This window comes from Pseudoduganella sp. R-43, assembly GCF_049913255.1.
Lineage (GTDB): Bacteria > Pseudomonadota > Gammaproteobacteria > Burkholderiales > Burkholderiaceae_D > Rugamonas.
Genome location: NZ_CP183988.1, coordinates 5,540,444 through 5,557,389, shown reverse-complemented (window position 1 = coordinate 5,557,389; position 16,946 = coordinate 5,540,444). Strand labels below are relative to the sequence as shown.

The window sequence follows — 16,946 nt, the reverse complement described above, 5'->3', positions numbered from 1 at the left end:
CAGACTTGGGTTAGGCGTACTTGCGGGATTCGCCGGCGCCGAACAGGTTGGCGTGGCAACGGCCGCACAGGCCTGGGTGGTCGGCGTGCGAGCCCACGTCTGCGCGGTAGTGCCAGCAGCGCTCGCACTTCTGCGCGGTCGATGCTGCCACGTTCACGGCTTCATCTGCTTCGGATGCCACTTCGACAGCCTTGGCCAGCGAAGTGATGAAGATGAACTTCAGGTCGTCGTCCAGCGATGCCAGCGCCTTGAACTTGTCGCCGGCGGCCTTGATCTCCAGTTCCGCCTGCAACGAGGAGCCGATCGCACCGGAGCCGCGAAGTTCTTCCAGTTGCTTGGTCACGTCGGCCCGCACGGCGATGATGGTCGCGTACTTGGCCATCAGGGCTTCGGCGTCCGCCAGTTCCGGCAGTTGCCACCAGGTCTGGGTGTAGATGGTTTCGTCGCTGGCTTTGAACGATTCCTCGCCGGCAAATGAAGCCCACGCCTCTTCGGCGGTGAAGCACAGCACCGGCGCCATCAGGCGCAGCAGGGACTGGGTGATGTGCCACAGCGCGGTTTGCGCGGAACGGCGCGCCTTGGAATCCACGGCGCTGGTGTACAGGCGGTCCTTCAGGATGTCCAGGTAGAAGCCGCCCAGGTCCTCGGAGCAGAAGTTCTGCAGCTTGGACACCACCGGGTGGAATTCGTAGCGCTCGTAGTGGCGCGACAGGTCGGCCTGCAGCGCAGCCATATTGGCCAGCGCGTAGCGATCGATTTCCAGCAGATCGGCAACCGGCACGGCGTTCGCCTTCGGATCGAAGTCCGAGGTATTGGCCAGCAGGAAGCGCAGGGTGTTGCGGATGCGGCGGTAGGACTCGGTCACGCGCTTCAGGATCTCGTCGGAGATCGACAGCTCGGAGGTGTAGTCGGTGGCGGCCACCCACAGGCGCAGGATATCGGCGCCCAGGGTGTCGGACACCTTCTGCGGCGCGACGGTGTTGCCGATCGACTTCGACATCTTCTTGCCCTCGCCGTCGACCACGAAGCCGTGGGTCAGCAGCGCCTTGTACGGCGGACGGCCGTTCAGCATCGAAGAGGTCAGCAGCGAGGAGTGGAACCAGCCGCGGTGCTGGTCCGAGCCTTCCAGGTACAGGTCGGCCGGGAAGTGCGATTGCTCAGGATGCGAGCCGCGCAGCACGGTCTGGTGGGTGCAGCCGGAGTCGAACCACACGTCCAGCGTGTCCTTGTTCTTCACATAGTGTTCGGCTTCCGCGCCCAGCAGGGTAGCCGGGTCCAGCGCCTGCCAGGCGTCGATGCCGCCTTGCTCGATCAGCTTGGCCACTTGCTCCAGCAGTTCCGCGGTGCGCGGGTGCAGCTCACCGGTCTCCTTGTGGACGAACACGGCCATCGGCACGCCCCACTGGCGCTGGCGCGACAGGGTCCAGTCCGGACGGTTGGCGATCATGCCATGCAGGCGCGCCTTGCCCCAGTCCGGGAAGAATTCAGTGGCTTCGATGCCTTCCAGCGCTGTCTCGCGCAGGGTGGAACCACCGTCCAGCGGCTGGATGTCCATGCCGGCGAACCACTGCGAGGTGGCGCGGTAGACGATCGGGGTCTTGTGGCGCCAGCAGTGCATGTAGCTGTGGTCGAACATCTTCAGTTCGAACAGGGCGCCCGCTTCGCGCAGCGCCTCGCAGATCGGCTTCGAGGCTTCCCAGATACTCATGCCGCCGAACAGCGGCAGGGACGGGATGTACTTGCCGTCGCCCATCACCGGCTTCAGGATGTCATCGTCCTTCATGCCGTGCGATTTGCAGGAGATGAAGTCGTCCTGGCCGTAAGCCGGGGCCGAGTGCACCACACCGGTACCGCTTTCGGTGGTTACGTAGTCGGCGATGTAGACCGGCGACAGGCGGTCGTAGAACGCGTCTCTGGCGTGCAGCGGGTGCTTGAAGGCGATGCCGGCCAGCTTGTCGCCGGTGGCGGTGGCGATGACGCTGCCTTCCAGCTTGTAGCGCTCCAGGCAGGAGGCCACCAGGTCCTTGGCCAGGATCAGCAGCAGCGGCTTGCCTTCGCGCTCGGTCTGCACCAGCGCGTAGGTCACCTCGTGGTGCATGTTCAGGGCCTGGTTGGACGGGATGGTCCAGGGGGTGGTGGTCCAGATCACGACGAAGCCGTCGCCGGCCGGCAGGGCAGGCAGGCCGAAGGCGGCTGCCAGCTTGTCGTGTTCATGGAAGGCGAAGCCGACGTCGATCGCCGGGTCGCGCTTGTTCTGGTATTCCACCTCCGCTTCCGCCAGGGCGGAGCCGCAATCGAAGCACCAGTTCACCGGTTTCAGGCCGCGATAGACGTAGCCTTTCTCCAGCAGCTTGCCCAGGGCGCGCAGCTCGTCGGCTTCGTTACCATAGTTCATGGTCAGGTAAGGATTGTCCCATTCGCCCAGAACGCCCAGGCGGATGAAGTCCTTCTTCTGGCGCTCCACCTGCTCGTGCGCGTAGGCGCGCGCCTTGGTCAGCACGTCGGCGGTCGGCAGGTTCTTGCCGAACAGCTTTTCGATCTGGATCTCGATCGGCATGCCGTGGCAATCCCAGCCCGGCACGTAAGGCGCGTCGAAGCCGGCCAGGGTGCGCGACTTCACTACGATGTCCTTCAGGATCTTGTTGACGGCGTGGCCGATGTGGATGTCGCCGTTGGCGTAGGGAGGACCATCATGCAGCACGAACTTCGGGCGGCCCTTGGCGGCCTTGCGCACGCGTTCGTAGATCTTCTTGTCCTGCCATTGCTTGACCCAGCCCGGTTCGCGCTTGGCCAGGTCGCCGCGCATCGGGAATGGGGTTTCGGTCATATTGACCGGGTACTTGCTCTCTTGCTTCTTTGGTTTGTTGTCAGACATGATGAATGCTTTAAGTTTGTGTTTCGGTTGGCGCTTGCGAAGTTGGGCAAGGCCTAAATTCGGTCGGTGACGGAGTTGGCGGCGAAGAAGGCGCGCGCTTGGTCGGCGTCGCGCTCGATGGCCTTGACCAGGGTAGGCAGGTCAATGAACTTTTCTTCGTCACGTATCTTTTGCAGGAATTCGACGCGCACCACCTTGCCGTAGCAGTTCCGGGCGAAGTCGAAGACATGGACTTCCAGCAGCACGCGGCCGGCGTCTTCCACCGTGGGACGCACGCCCAGGCTGGCAACGGCCGGCAATGGCCTGTCGCCCAGGCCGTGCACCTGCACGATAAAGATGCCGGAGAGGGCAGGACGGTGCGGCACGCGCAGGTTCAGCGTCGGGAAGCCGATATCGCGCCCCAGTTTGGCGCCGTGGATCACGTGGCCGGAAATCGAGTAGGGATGGCCCAGCAAGGCCTGCGCATGCGGGAAATCGCCTTCGGAAAGCGCGCTGCGCACGGCGGAGGAGGAAATACGGGTTTCGCCATTGCGCACGGTCGGCAGTACTTCGACTTCGAAGCCATACTGCCTGCCAGCTTCGGCCAACATGGCGACATTGCCGGCGCGCTTGGCGCCGTAACAAAAATCGTCCCCCACCATCAGCCACTTCACGTGCAGGCCTTCGACCAGCACCTTTTCGACGAAGCTTTGCGGCGACTGGCCGGCAAAGGCATCGCAGAAATGCTCGACGATCACCCGGTCCACGCCATTGTTTTCCAGGGCCTGCAGCTTGTCGCGCAGGTTGGCGATGCGCGGCGGGGCTTTCGACATATCGCCCATCTTGTGGGCGAAGAATTCGCGCGGATGGGGCTCGAAGGTCATCACGGCCGATTCCAGCCCGAGGCGATCGGCGGCCGCGCGCACGCGCGCCAGCAGGGCCTGGTGGCCGCGGTGGACACCGTCGAAGTTGCCGATCGTCAGGGCGCAGGGCGCGCGCGCCGCTGCATTGGGAAGTCCGCGAAATACCTTCATTTATCTTGCTATCAGGCTCAAATGCTTGATTATACGTTCTCAATGTAAAAAAGCGCTGCCTGCGGGTGCAGGCAGCGCTTTTCTTGGCTCAGCCCGGCTTTGTTCAGACCGGGTTGTTAATGTACATGGTCCAGTAGCGGGCCAGTTCTGGCTCGCCAGCGGTGCCTTTCACCGACTTCAGGGTGCTGATGGCAGCAGCCTTCTTGCCGGCGATGTACTGTGCCACGCCATAGTGCAGCTTCATTTCTTCAGGCTTGCGGCCGGTGCCCAGCTTGATCGCTTCTTCCATCAGCTTCAGGCCATCGGCCTTGCCGTCGGAAACCATGGCATAGCCCAGGTTGGCCAGGCCGTCAGCATCCTTTTCCTTGCGGAAGTTGCCTTCCTGGGTGGCAGCGTTCTTCTGCTGGTCGGCCAGGGTCTTGGTTGCCAGGTCTTTCAGGCGCTGGTGGCGGCCGGCGTCGGCGCCGGTGCCCAGGGCACCTTTCTTGTAGCCTTCGTCGACGATCTTCAGGGCTTCAGCAGGGTTGCCGGCTTGCAGGGCCAACTGGCCCATTTCCATGAATTCGGACGGCTTGGTGATCTGCTTCAGGGCCAGCTTGAGGCGCATCACGTCCAGGTTCAGGGACGAGGAGAAGCCTGGCTTGCCGATCACGCGGTTCAGCAGGTCGGCCCAGTAGGATGCCTTTGGATAGGATGCAGCCAGCTTTTCCAGAGTCTGCACGTAGCCAGCCTTGTCGTTCTGCTTCAGCTGGATGTTGGCCAGCATTTGCAGGCTGCCTTCGGACTTGGCACCTTGCAGTTCCTTGGCGGCTTCGTTGAGCTTGCCGCTCTGGTAATAGGTCTGGATCAGTTGCTCGCGCATCTGGGAGTTGTTCGGATTATCCTTCAGGACCTTCTGGATGTAGGTAATGGCTTTTGGATAATCCTTGGCGCGCAGGTAGATGCTGGCCAGGGCTTCGGTGATCTTTGGTGCCTGGGCTGGCGACAGCTTGCCGGATGCCAGCACTTGCTCGAAGGCGCGGGCGGCGGTCTCATTCTCGCCGGCAGCGGCAGCAGCGGAACCGCGGGTGTATTCGATCTGGAATTTTTCCAGTTCGGACTTGCCGCCGACAGCGTCTGCTTCCTTCAGTTTCGCCAGGGCTTCCTTGTAACGGCCGGAGGAGGCCAGTTTCTGGGCTTCTTGCAGTGGCTTGCCAACTTCTGCGCGCACGGCCTCGGCATACGCGATCGAGGACAGGCCCACCATCGGGACAGCAGCGTTGAAACCGATAGCGGCCATTACCAGGCCGAGGTGTGCGAGACGAAACTTAATCATGGGGTGATTTTCTTTCTTCAAAATGCGAAATAGGCAGGATAACCTGCCTATTTAGGAAAATAAAGGGTGTTTTGGCCCAATTATTTACTGGAACTGCTCGTTGCCGACCAGGCCAATCTTGGTGACGCCCAGACGCTGTGCCGAAGCCATGACGCCTGCAACCACGCTGTAGTTAACCAGCTTGTTCGGACGCAGGTGCACTTCAGGCTGGTCAGCCTGTGCCGCTACGGCGATCAGCTTGTTCTCCAGGGCAGGGCGGTCAGGAACGACCACATTGTCCCACAGGATGGTGCCGTCGAAGTCAACGTCGATGGTCACGACCACTGGTTCCTTGGTTGGCGGTGGCGGGGTGCCGACCGGCATGTTCAGGTTGACCGAGTGGTTCGCTTTTGGAATGGTGATGATCAGCAGAATGATCAGAACCAGCATGACGTCGATCATCGGCGTCATGTTCATTTCCATCATCGGTTCCGACTCACCGCCGGAACTGCCTACGCTCATACTCATGAAATGTGTTCCTTTTCAGAAGGCCGCCCCCGCTACAGCCAGGGGCGGCTTGTTCTTACATCTTATCAGGCGGTTCGGTGATGAAACCGACCTTCTGGATGCCAGCGCGCTGGGTGGTGTAGATCACACGGCCGATCGATTCATATTTCGCGTCTTTGTCGCCGCGGACATGAACTTCAGGCTGAGGCACCTTCACAGCTTCCTCTTTCAGAAAATCGAACAGCTCATTCGCGTCGCGCATTTTCTTCTGGTTCCAGTAGATGTCGCCATCTTTGTTAACAACGATGTTGACGTTCTCTGGTTTGGTCTGGATTGCCTGGTTGATCTCTTCCGGCAGGTTGATCTTCTGCAGTTTGAGAACGACCGGGCTCGTGATCAGGAAGATGATCAGCAGAACCAGCATGATGTCCACGAGCGGAGTCGTGTTGATCTCACTGTTAAGCTGCTCTTCTCCCCCGGTATCGGAGCCTACAGACATCGACATGGTATTAACCTACTTTTTTCGACGAAGCAGCAGCGTTCGAGGTGGACATTGCACCGGAGATCAGCACGGAGTGCACGTCTGCGGAGAAGGAGCGTACATCTTCCATTGCGGTCTTGTTACGACGCAGCAGCCAGTTGTAACCCAGAACGGCAGGAACTGCGACCAGCAGACCGAAAGCGGTCATGATCAGCGCTTCACCCACTGGACCTGCAACCTTGTCGATCGATGCGTTACCGGTCATACCGATGTTGGTCAGCGCGCCGTAAATACCCCAAACGGTACCGAACAGGCCGATGAACGGAGCGGTCGAACCAACGGTTGCCAGGAAGGACAGGCCATCGGACAGGCGGGACTGCACTTTGTCAACAGCGCGCTGGATGGACATGGTCACCCAGGTCGACAGGTCGATCTGTTCCAGCAGGGCGCCGTCGTGGTGAGCGGTGGCCTTGGTGCCGGATTCAGCGATGAAGCGGAATGGGGAACCTTCGGTCAGGGTCGCGGTGCCGGCAGCGATCGACGATGCTTTCCAGAACTTGGCAGAGGTTTCTTTCTGCTGTTTGAAGATCTTCTGCTGGTCGATGATCTTGGTCACGATGATGTACCAGGAACCGATCGACATGATCGACAGGATGATCAGGGTAGCACGAGCCACGAAGCCGGCTTCCCACACAGCGGAGATACCGAATGGGTTTTCGACTTCTTCTTTAGCGGCTGGAGCAGCTGGGGCAGCAGCTGGAGCGGCTGCTTCTGCTGCTGGAGCGGCTGCCGCGTCAGCTGCTGGAGCTGCAGGTGCGTCAGCGGCTGGAGCCGAAGCGGCTGCCGAGGCAGGCGCGTCAGCCATGGCTGGGGCGCTTACCAGGGCGGTAGCTGCGGTCACCGAGAACAGCACAGCGGCCAGTACAGCGGACAAACGGGTATTCTTAAACATGCTTCCTCCAAATTTGAAAAATAATCAGTTCGCTGGCTTAAACGACAACGGACTTACTTAGTTGCGAGACGGTGCTCTGTCTCAGGTTTATTCCAGCGTCCAGACGTATTGCATCTGTTGCCAGCCTTCTTGCGGCTTGCCGTCGACCGTTGCAGGCTTGAATTTGCACTTGGAAATACCAACTTGTGCGGCCTTGTCCAGGTCACGGAAACCACTAGATTTCACTACTTTTGCCTCAGCTACGTGGCCGTCCACACCGATCAGGAAGGACATGGTCACAGTGCCAGTCTCTTCGTTACGCAGCGACGACTTCGGCCATTCTGGCTTGGCGCAGGTGCTGAAGTCGACCACAGCCGGGGTACGTACACCGGTTGCCGCAGGGGCTGGAGGTGCAGGTTGTGCCGGAGGGGCTGGGCGAATATCGGTGGTTGCTGGCTTCACGTTGGTCGCGTTGGCGATCACGTTCTGCGCTGGCGGCGGTTGCTGCACGTTCACTTCGACCGGAGGAATGAATGGCGGTGGGGGGGCCTTCATCTCTGGTGGCGGTGGCGGTGGTGGCAGTTCTTTTGGCGGAGGCGGGGCAACCTCCTCGATGATCTTGGTCTCCACCGGTTCGATCATCTTGCTAATCATTTTCTTGCCCAAGCCGGAAACAATACCGTAACCAGCAATTATGTGCAGGACTACGACGAACACGATGCCCGTATAGTTCTTCTTCCCGGCAATTTTCTCGTTATCACTGAAATTCATGCCTGCTTTCTCCAATACCAACTCTTGTGTTGCTACTTTAAACCCCCAAAATGGCGACACAAAGCTACAGCCGCATCCGGGACGTCGGCGAATTATACATACGAATTTTGGATTTTTGCATAGAATTTTGTCCCGAAAACCGTTTAAATTTCATGCCCTTAGCCCCATATTGGCAGGCTGTTACCAGGCTGTGCCAAAGTGGTCTGGCAGAAAAAGCAAGAGAAAATTGACCATTTTTTCGCCCCTGCGATTGATCTTCATCACTTTTTCTTCAAGACGAAATATTGCTCGCCAGCGACCCTGGCGAGGCTAAGGAAATTTGGCGAAGTGTGTTGCTTCGACGTAACTCTGTCAAAAGCGGCGGTCAGATCACCCGGTTGCGCTTCTCGCGCTTGCACTCGATGGTGCTGATCACCTGGCCATCCGGCGAAACCGTATCCAGGTGAACGTCAAATCCCCAGAGACGGGCCACGTGCTTCAGCACTTCATTGGCCTGCTGGTTGAGGGGACGGCGGTTGTACTGCGTGTGACGCAGTGTCAGGGCGCGGTCGTCGCGGGTATTGACGGACCATACCTGTATATTCGGCTCGCGGTTGCCCAGGTTGTACTGGTCGGCCAGCATTTGCCGCACATAGCGGTAGCCCAGCTCATCGTGGATGGCCGAGACGGCCAGCTTGTCGTTCTTGTCGTCATCTAATACAGCAAAGAAGTGGAACTCGCGGATCAGGCGCGGCGACAGATATTGCGCAATGAAGCTTTCATCCTTGAAATTGCGCATGGCGAAGTCAAGCGTCTTCTTCCAGTCGCTGCCGGCAATATCGGGGAACCATTCGCGGTCTTCCGGCGTCGGATTCTCGCAAATGCGCCGGATGTCAGACATCATGGCAAAGCCCAGTGCATACGGATTGATGCCGTTGTAGTAGGGGCTGTGCACCGGCGGCTGGTACACCACATTGGTATGGCTCTTCAGGAATTCCATCATGAAGCCATCGCTGACCACGCCCTCATCGTACAACTGGTTGAGGATGGTGTAATGCCAGAACGTGGCCCAGCCCTCGTTCATGACCTGGGTCTGGCGCTGCGGGTAGAAATACTGGCTGATCTTGCGCACGATGCGCACGATCTCGCGCTGCCAGGGTTCCAGCAGCGGCGCGTACTTCTCGATAAAGTACAGCAGGTTTTCTTCCGGCTCAGGCGGGAAGCGCGGCGCCGGCTTGTCGACGGCCTCTTCTTCGCGCCGCGGCACGGTGCGCCACAGTTCGTTGATCTGCGATTGCAGGTAGGCTTCGCGCTCCTTCTGCTTCATCTGTTCCTGCGCCAGCGACAGCTTGGCCGGACGCTTGTAGCGGTCCACGCCATAGTTCTGGATCGCGTGGCAGGAGTCGAGCAGCAATTCAATGGCATCGATACCATGCCGCTGTTCGCACTCGGTGATGTAATTCTTGGCAAACACCATGTAATCAATGATGGCATCGGCATCGGTCCAGGTCTTGAACAGGTAATTGCCCTTGAAGAAGGAGTTGTGGCCATAGGCGGCGTGGGCAATGACCAGCGCCTGCATGGTCAGGCTGTTTTCCTCCATGAGATAGGCAATGCAGGGGTTGGAATTGATGACGATCTCGTAAGCCAGCCCCATCTGCCCGCGCTTGTAGCCTTTTTCTGTCGCCAGGAAGTGCTTGCCAAACGACCAGTGGGCATACGACACCGGCATGCCCACTGAAGTGTAGGCGTCCATCATTTGCTCGGCAGTAATGATCTCCAGCTGGTTCGGATAGGTATCCAGCCCGAAGTTCTGCGCTACGCGGCGGATTTCTTCGTGCGCCTGCTCGATCAGTTCAAACGTCCATTCGGATTGCTCCGGCAGGGCGCGTGGATGCGGGGGGCGCTTGGTCATCTGGTTCATTTTGGCTGCTTCTTGAACAGTTCGCGGAACACCGGGTAGATATCGGCCGGCGTGACTATCTTCTGCATGGCGAAGTGCTGGTGGTATTCGGGGATCTGGGCGTATTGCTCCCACAGGTTCTGCGGCGGGCCGTCGGTGATCTCGACATAGGTGTAGTACTGCACCTTGGGCATGATGGTGTTGACCAGCAGCTGCCGGCACAGCACGGAGTCGTTGTCCCAGTTGTCGCCGTCGGATGCTTGCGCCACGTAGGCATTCCAGCTGCCGCCGCCGAAGCGCTCGTCAATGATCTTGTTCAGCAGGTGCAAGGCCGAGGACACCACGGTACCGCCCGATTCGCGCGAATGGAAGAATTCATTTTCGTCCACTTCCGACGCTGCCGTATGGTGGCGGATGAACACCACCTCGATCTTGTCGTACACGCGCTTGAGGAACAGGTAGAGCAGGATGAAGAAGCGCTTGGCGGTATCCTTGCGCTGCTCGTCCATCGAGCCCGACACGTCCATGATGCAGAACATCACGGCCTGGGTCATCGGCTTCGGCACCTTGATGCGGTTCGAATAGCGCAGGTCGAAGGGATCGATGTAGGGAATGGCCAGCAAGCGCGTATGCAAGTGGTGGATCAGCTTTTTCAGCTCGATGACCTGCGGGTCGTCGAGGGGCGCGCCGGCCACCAGCAGTTCCTCCAGTTCGCGTTCCGCCTCGATCAGGCGCTTGCGTGAACTGCCGCCCACCGCAATGCGGCGGCCGAGGGCGCCGCGCAGGGAGCGCAGCACGTGGATGTTCGAAGGCGTGCCCGATACCGTATAACCTGCGCGCTGCGGCTTGAATTCCGTGGTCGCCGTGAGCTGGGTCTTGATCATGTGCGGCAGTTCCAGGTCTTCGAAGAAGTAGTTCATGAATTCTTCGCGCGACAGTTCGAAGATGAAATCATCCTCGGTGGTCTGGTCGCTGTTGCCTGCGCGGCCGCGGCCGCTGCCCCCGCCGCCCTTGGGGCGGTTGATCAAATCACCTTTCTGGTATTCCTCGTTGCCGGGATTAACCACTTCCCAGATCCCGCCATGGGCGTGGCCGAACGAGGGCTCGTTCACGTCCTTGACGGGAATCGATACTTTTTCGCCATTCTCGATGTCGGTGATCGAGCGCCCCTTGATGGCGCGCCCGACCGCATCCTTGATCTGGCCCTTGTAACGCCGCAAAAATCGTTCGCGGTTGACCGCGGACTTGTTCTTGCCCTGCAAACGACGGTCGATGAGGTAAGTCATGTGCCTCCTGCCTGCTTGATTGGCGCGTCCTGATTATCCCACTTCTCTATCAGGACGACTTCCTCACGCGCAGATACCATTCGCACAGCAGCCGGACCTGCTTGGCCGTGTATCCCTTTTCCACCATGCGCGCCACGAAGTCGGCGTGCTTGTTGGCGTCCTCGGCGCTGGCCTTGGCATTGAAGGAGATCACCGGCAGCAGTTCCTCCGTATTGGAGAACATTTTCTTCTCGATCACCGTGCGGAACTTCTCGTAACTGGTCCAGGCCGGGTTCTTGCCACCGTTATTGGCGCGCGCCCGCAGGCCGAAGTTGACGATCTCATTACGGAAGTCTTTCGGGTTCGAAATCCCGGCCGGCTTCTCGATCTTCTCCAGCTCGTTGTTCAGCGATTCGCGGTCGAAGCTTTCGCCGGTATCCGGGTCGCGGTATTCCTGGTCCTGGATCCAGAAGTCGGCAAAGGTCACGTAGCGGTCGAAGATGTTCTGGCCGTATTCGGAGTAGCTCTCCAGGTAGGCGGTCTGGATTTCCTTGCCGATGAACTCGACATAGCGCTGGGCCAGGTGCTCTTTTATATAGGAGAAGTACTTTTGCTCGGTCTCCGGCGGGAACTGCTCGCGCTCGACCTGCTGTTCGAGCACGTAGAGCAGGTGCACCGGGTTGGCCGCCACCTCGGTCGAGTCGAAGTTGAAGACCTTGGACAGGATCTTGAAGGCGAAGCGCGTCGACAGGCCGCTCATGCCCTCGTCGACCCCGGCATAGTCCACGTATTCGTGGATGGACTTGGCTTTCGGGTCGGTATCCTTGAGGTTTTCACCATCGTACACCAGCATCTTGCTGAAAATGCTGGAGTTTTCCGGCTCTTTCAGGCGCGACAGAATGGCGAACTGCGACATCATGCGCAGCGTGCCGGGAGCGCAAGGCGCCTTGTCGAGCGAGGAATTGTGCAGCAGCTTCTCGTAAATCTTGATCTCGTCGGTGACGCGCAGGCAGTACGGCACCTTCACTATATAGATACGGTCGAGGAATGCCTCGTTATTGCGGTTGTTCTTGAAGCTCTTCCACTCCGACTCGTTCGAGTGGGCCAGGATGATGCCCTCGAAGGGGATGGCGCCGAAGCCTTCCGTGCCCTTGTAGTTGCCTTCCTGGGTGGCGGTCAGCAAGGGGTGCAGCACCTTGATCGGCGCCTTGAACATCTCGACGAATTCCATCAGGCCCTGGTTGGCCAGGCACAGGCCGCCGGAATAGCTGTAGGCGTCCGGGTCGTCCTGGGCGTAGTCTTCGAGCTTGCGGATATCGACCTTGCCCACCAGCGAAGAAATGTCCTGGTTGTTCTCGTCGCCCGGCTCGGTCTTCGAGATGGCAGTCTGCTTCAGTACGGAAGGGTAGCGCTTGACCACGCGGAACTGGTTGATATCGCCATTGAATTCGTGCAGGCGCTTGACTGCCCATGGCGAAGGGATATTGCGCAGGTAGCGGCGCGGGATGCCGTAATCCTCTTCCAGGATGGTGCCGTCTTCCGCCTCGCTGAACAGGCCGAGCGGCGATTCGTTCACCGGCGAGCCTTTCAGGCAGTAGAACGGCACTTCTTCCATCAGTTGCTTGAGCTTTTCCGCAATCGACGATTTGCCGCCGCCGACAGGGCCCAGCAGGTAGAGGATCTGCTTGCGCTCTTCCAGGCCCTGGGCGGCATGGCGGAAGTAGGCAACGACCTGCTCGATGACGTCCTCCATGCCGTAGAACTCACGGAAGGCGGGATAAATCTTGATGACCTTGTTGGCGAAGATGCGGGACAGGCGCGTATCGTTGCGCGTATCAACCAGGGTCGGTTCGCCGATCGCAGCCAGCATCCGTTCCGCCGCCGAAGCGTAAGTCAGGCGGTCCTTTTTGCAAAGCGCGAGATACTCGGAGAGGGACATTTCCTCTTCCTTGGTGCGCTCATACCGTGCTGCGTAGTTGTCAAAAATGGTCATGTGAATGTCCTTTAATGAAAAATCTACTAGTCACATGGTCGGCAGTCGTAGCGTGGGCTGCAGGCCTGCTCAATGCTTTGCCAGCTTGCCTGAGTTGCCAGGGATTGCCCGAGGCTCGGAGCTGGATCATTATTAGCCGGCGGGGGGATGGTTGCCGGGCTCGAAACGCATCTTACGTTGATGAAATTTATTATTGCTCTATTGGATCTAGAAGTAAAGCCAGTAGTACCGCCAATGCTCGATCCCCTCGCCTATGGCACCACAGTAGCACGGCTGGCCCGACTCTGCAGCACACTATCTTGGAGTAAGATGCCAACTACTTATCAGCGGTGAAAGAGAACAAAAAATGACTACCCAAATGCGCTCCATCGTGCAGAATATGCCGAAGGCAGAACTGCACATTCACATTGAAGGCTCGCTGGAGCCGGAAGTGATTTTCGCGCTGGCCGAACGCAATGGCGTCAAGCTGGCCTACCCGTCGGTGGAAGCACTGCGCGCGGCATATGCCTTCACCAACCTGCAATCCTTCCTCGACATCTACTACGCCGGCGCCAGCGTGCTGCTGAAAGAGCAGGACTTTTATGACATGACCATGGCTTACCTGCAGCGCGCCAGGGCCGATCATGTACGCCATGCCGAAATTTTCTTCGACCCCCAGACCCATACCGCGCGCGGCGTGCCGATTGGCGATGTGATTAATGGTATCCATCGCGCTTGCACCGAAGGGCCAATCAGCGCGAAGCTGATCCTGTGCTTCCTGCGCCACCTGAGCGAAGAAGACGCGCTCGCCACGCTGGAAGCGGCGCTGCCGTACCGCGACAAATTCATCGGCGTCGGCCTCGATTCTTCCGAAGTCGGCCACCCGCCGGAGAAATTTGCCCGCGTGTTCGCACGCGCCCGCGACCTCGGACTGCACCTGGTGGCGCATGCCGGCGAAGAGGGGCCGCCAGCCTATATCGAAACGGCGGTCGACCTGCTCAAGGTGGAGCGCATCGACCACGGCGTACGCTGCCTGGAAGATCCTGCATTGACACGGCGCCTGGCCGCGCTGCGCATGCCCCTGACCGTTTGCCCGCTGTCCAACACCAAGCTGCGCGTGTTCGACCAGATGAAGGACCATAACCTGCTGGCGCTGCTCGACGCGGGCCTGGTGGCGATGGTGAATTCGGACGACCCGGCGTACTTTGGCGGCTATATGAACGATAACTTCGTCGCCGTGTTCGACGCGCTGCCGCTTGGCCTGGCCCATGCGCACCAGCTGGCGCGCAACAGCTTCGAAGCAGCCTTCCTGCCCGCCGAGGAAAAGCAGAAGTTCCTGGACGAAGTCGATACCTATTTCTCTGCCTTTAACGTGGTCTGACAATTAATGTTTCAACAAGCCCTGAGGATGACGGCGCGCGACTGGCGCGCCGGGCAGTTGCGCTTCCTGCTGGTAGCGCTGGTTGTGGCAGTGGCGGCGCTGTCGGCCGCCGGATTCTTCATCGATCGCCTGCGCAGCGGACTGAATCGCGATGCGCACCAGTTGCTGGGCGCCGACCTGGTGATCGTCGCCGACAACCCGGTGCCCGGCGCCTGGCGCGAAGAAGCGCTGCGGCGCGGCCTGCTGGTGACCGATACGCTGGCCTTCCCCAGCATGGCGCAGGCAGGGCAGGGCGATGCCGCCCGCTCCGTGCTGGTGACGCTGAAAGCCGTCGGCCCGGGCTATCCGCTGCGCGGCCGCGTCAAGGTCAATACCGACGTCGCGCAAGCGAACGAAAGCATCGGCACTCCGGCACCGGCCACGCCTGAACCGGGCACGGTCTGGATCGACCCGGCGCTGGCGACGTCGCTCGACGTCGCAGTCGGCGGCACGGTGCAACTGGGGGACAAGCAGTTCCGCGTAACGCAGCTGATTGCCGCGGAACCGGATCGCGGCGGCGGTTTCATCAACTTTGCCCCGCGCGTTTTCCTTGCCTTGTCCGATATGCCGGCGACCAATCTGGTGCAGGAGGGGTCGCGCGTCGGCTATCGGCTGTTGGTGGCCGGCCCCGGCGCCAGCTCCAGGGCGACGCAGGAATATGGCGAATGGCTGAAAACCTTGATCAGGAAGGACAATGTACGCGGGGTGCGCCTCGAATCGCTGGAAGAGGGGCGCCCGGAAATGAGCGCCACCCTCGACCGCGCCGACCGCTTCCTGTCGCTGGTCGGCCTGCTGTCGGCCATGCTGGCTGCGGTAGCGGTGGCGATGGCTGCGCGCCGCTTCATGCAGCGGCATCTCGATTCCTGCGCCATGCTGCGCTGCCTGGGGCTGACGCAGAACCAGGTGACCTTGATCTACCTCGTCGAATTCCTGCTGGTCGGGCTGGCGGGCAGCCTGCTCGGGGTCCTGGTCGGCTTTGGCGCCCACTATGTTCTGCTGCAACTGCTTGGCAGCCTTGTCGCTACCGACATCCCGGCGCCGACCATCCTGCCGGCGCTGCAGGGCCTCGCCACCGGCATGATCCTGTTGGCCGGCTTCGCGCTGCCGCCGATCCTGCAGCTGCGTAACGTGCCGCACAACCGCGTGATTCGGCGCGAGGCCGCCGCGCCGAAGCCTGCCGCCCTGGCCACCTACGGGCTCGGCATCGCCGCTTTCGGCGCGCTGCTGTTATGGCAATCGAATGACGTCAAGCTCGCCGGCGTGACCGGCGGCGGCTTCCTGCTTGGTTTCGCATTGTTTGCCCTGGTGGGCTGGCTCGGCTTGCAAGCCCTGCGTCCGCTGCGCAATGCATTCCCGCACCAGGCATGGCGCTTCGCGGTGACCTCCCTGCGCCGCCGGCCCGGCGCCACCGTGGTGCAGGTGGTATCGCTGTCGCTTGGCCTCATGGCATTGCTGCTATTGACCGTGGTGCGCGGCGACTTGATGTCGGCCTGGCGCAATACCATGCCGCCTGATGCCCCGAACCGCTTCATCATCAACATCCAGCCAGACCAGAAGGACGTCATCGCTGCGCGCCTGAAGGCAGTCGGCGTGAAGGACGTGCCGATGTTCCCCATGATCCGCGGCCGCCTGGTGGCGGTGAACGACAAGGCCATCACCAGCGAGACCTACACCGACGAACGGGCGAAAGGACTGGCCGAACGCGAATTCAACCTGTCGACGATGACGGAACTGCCGGCGCAGAACCAGGTCACCTCCGGCAAATGGGCGATGGGGGGCACGGCGGGCGAAGCCTCGGTCGAGGAGGGCATCGCCAAGACGCTGGGCCTGAAACTGGGCGACACGATGCGCTTCGATATCGCCGGCTCGCCGGTGGAAGCGAAGATCACCAGCCTGCGCAAGCTCGAATGGGGATCGATGCGGGTGAACTTCTTCGTCATCATCAACCCGGCAGTGATGGCCGACACGCCGCAAACCTGGATTACCTCGTACCACTTGCCGAAGCATGCCCTGGCTGCCGGCAACGCGCTGTCGCGCGAATTCCCCAACCTGACCATCATCGACGTTGGCGGCATCCTGCGCCAGGTGCAATCGGTGCTGGACCAGGTGATCCAGGCGGTGGAATTCCTGTTTGCCTTCACCCTGCTGTCCGGCGTGCTGGTGCTTTATGCCGCGCTGATGGGCTCCCAGGACGAACGCCGGCGCGAAGCCGGCCTGCTGCGCGCCCTCGGCGCCACCCGCCGCCAGCTCTCGCAAGCGCAACTGATCGAGTTCATGCTGGTCGGCGGCCTGGGAGGCCTGCTGGCCGCCACCGGCGCCGGCCTGATGGGATGGGGCCTGGCAACCTACCAGTTCAAGTTCGCCTGGACCTTCAGTCCCTGGGTCTGGCTGGCAGGCCTGCTGGCAGGCGCGATCTGCGCCGTGATCGGCGGCTGGCTCGGCCTGCGCAACGTCCTGAACCACCCCCCGCTGCAAACGCTGCGCGAGGCATAAGGCTGGGCCCGTGTCACACCCTGGGGTCACACCCCAAGTGTG

At 60.5% G+C, this 16,946-nt stretch carries 12 protein-coding genes; 2 read left to right on the top strand and 10 right to left on the bottom strand.

The window, feature by feature from the left end:
- Positions 1-10: 10 nt before the first annotated feature.
- From ileS to ACN9M3_RS25255, 10 genes are all read right to left on the bottom strand, one after another.
- Positions 11-2,875 carry an isoleucine--tRNA ligase gene (gene ileS, locus ACN9M3_RS25300; RefSeq protein WP_426318991.1) on the bottom strand — a complete coding sequence of 955 codons (2,865 nt, stop codon included), beginning with the start codon at positions 2,873-2,875 and terminating at the stop codon, positions 11-13.
- Positions 2,876-2,928: 53 nt separating this feature from the next.
- Positions 2,929-3,888, bottom strand: a complete 960-nt coding sequence (locus tag ACN9M3_RS25295; RefSeq protein WP_426318990.1) for a bifunctional riboflavin kinase/FAD synthetase — start codon at positions 3,886-3,888, stop codon at positions 2,929-2,931.
- Positions 3,889-3,991: 103 nt separating this feature from the next.
- A complete protein-coding gene (locus ACN9M3_RS25290; protein WP_426163883.1) occupies positions 3,992-5,203 on the bottom strand; it encodes a tetratricopeptide repeat protein in 1,212 nt (403 codons plus the stop codon).
- 84 nt (positions 5,204-5,287) lie between these two features.
- A complete protein-coding gene (locus ACN9M3_RS25285; protein ID WP_200953793.1) occupies positions 5,288-5,710 on the bottom strand; it encodes an ExbD/TolR family protein in 423 nt (140 codons plus the stop codon).
- A gap of 55 nt (positions 5,711-5,765) precedes the next feature.
- The gene (locus tag ACN9M3_RS25280) at positions 5,766-6,194 is read right to left on the bottom strand and encodes an ExbD/TolR family protein (RefSeq protein WP_028101866.1); all 429 of its coding nucleotides are present in this window, start codon (positions 6,192-6,194) and stop codon (positions 5,766-5,768) included.
- A 4-nt stretch (positions 6,195-6,198) separates the two neighbouring features.
- Positions 6,199-7,122 (bottom strand): MotA/TolQ/ExbB proton channel family protein, encoded by a 924-nt coding sequence (locus ACN9M3_RS25275; protein WP_426163880.1) that lies wholly within the window; start codon positions 7,120-7,122, stop codon positions 6,199-6,201.
- An 87-nt stretch (positions 7,123-7,209) separates the two neighbouring features.
- A complete protein-coding gene (locus ACN9M3_RS25270) occupies positions 7,210-7,872 on the bottom strand; it encodes an energy transducer TonB (RefSeq protein WP_426163877.1) in 663 nt (220 codons plus the stop codon).
- A gap of 364 nt (positions 7,873-8,236) precedes the next feature.
- Entirely contained in the window at positions 8,237-9,766 is a 1,530-nt protein-coding gene (locus tag ACN9M3_RS25265) for a SpoVR family protein (RefSeq protein WP_426172297.1), read from the bottom strand.
- Positions 9,767-9,771: 5 nt separating this feature from the next.
- Positions 9,772-11,040 (bottom strand): YeaH/YhbH family protein, encoded by a 1,269-nt coding sequence (locus ACN9M3_RS25260; protein WP_130310792.1) that lies wholly within the window; start codon positions 11,038-11,040, stop codon positions 9,772-9,774.
- Between the two features lie 49 nt (positions 11,041-11,089).
- On the bottom strand, positions 11,090-13,012 hold the full coding sequence (locus ACN9M3_RS25255) for a PrkA family serine protein kinase (RefSeq protein ID WP_057260456.1): 1,923 nt from the start codon (positions 13,010-13,012) through the stop codon (positions 11,090-11,092).
- A 346-nt stretch (positions 13,013-13,358) separates the two neighbouring features.
- Between ACN9M3_RS25255 and ACN9M3_RS25250 the strand changes: the two genes are divergently transcribed.
- Both ACN9M3_RS25250 and ACN9M3_RS25245 read left to right on the top strand, forming a co-directional pair.
- Positions 13,359-14,372: an adenosine deaminase gene (locus tag ACN9M3_RS25250; protein ID WP_426163873.1), complete on the top strand. Its 1,014-nt coding sequence runs from the start codon at positions 13,359-13,361 to the stop codon at positions 14,370-14,372.
- A gap of 6 nt (positions 14,373-14,378) precedes the next feature.
- Complete coding sequence (locus tag ACN9M3_RS25245; protein WP_426318989.1) at positions 14,379-16,904, top strand: ABC transporter permease; 2,526 nt, start codon at positions 14,379-14,381, stop codon at positions 16,902-16,904.
- The last annotated feature ends 42 nt before the right edge of the window (positions 16,905-16,946 follow it).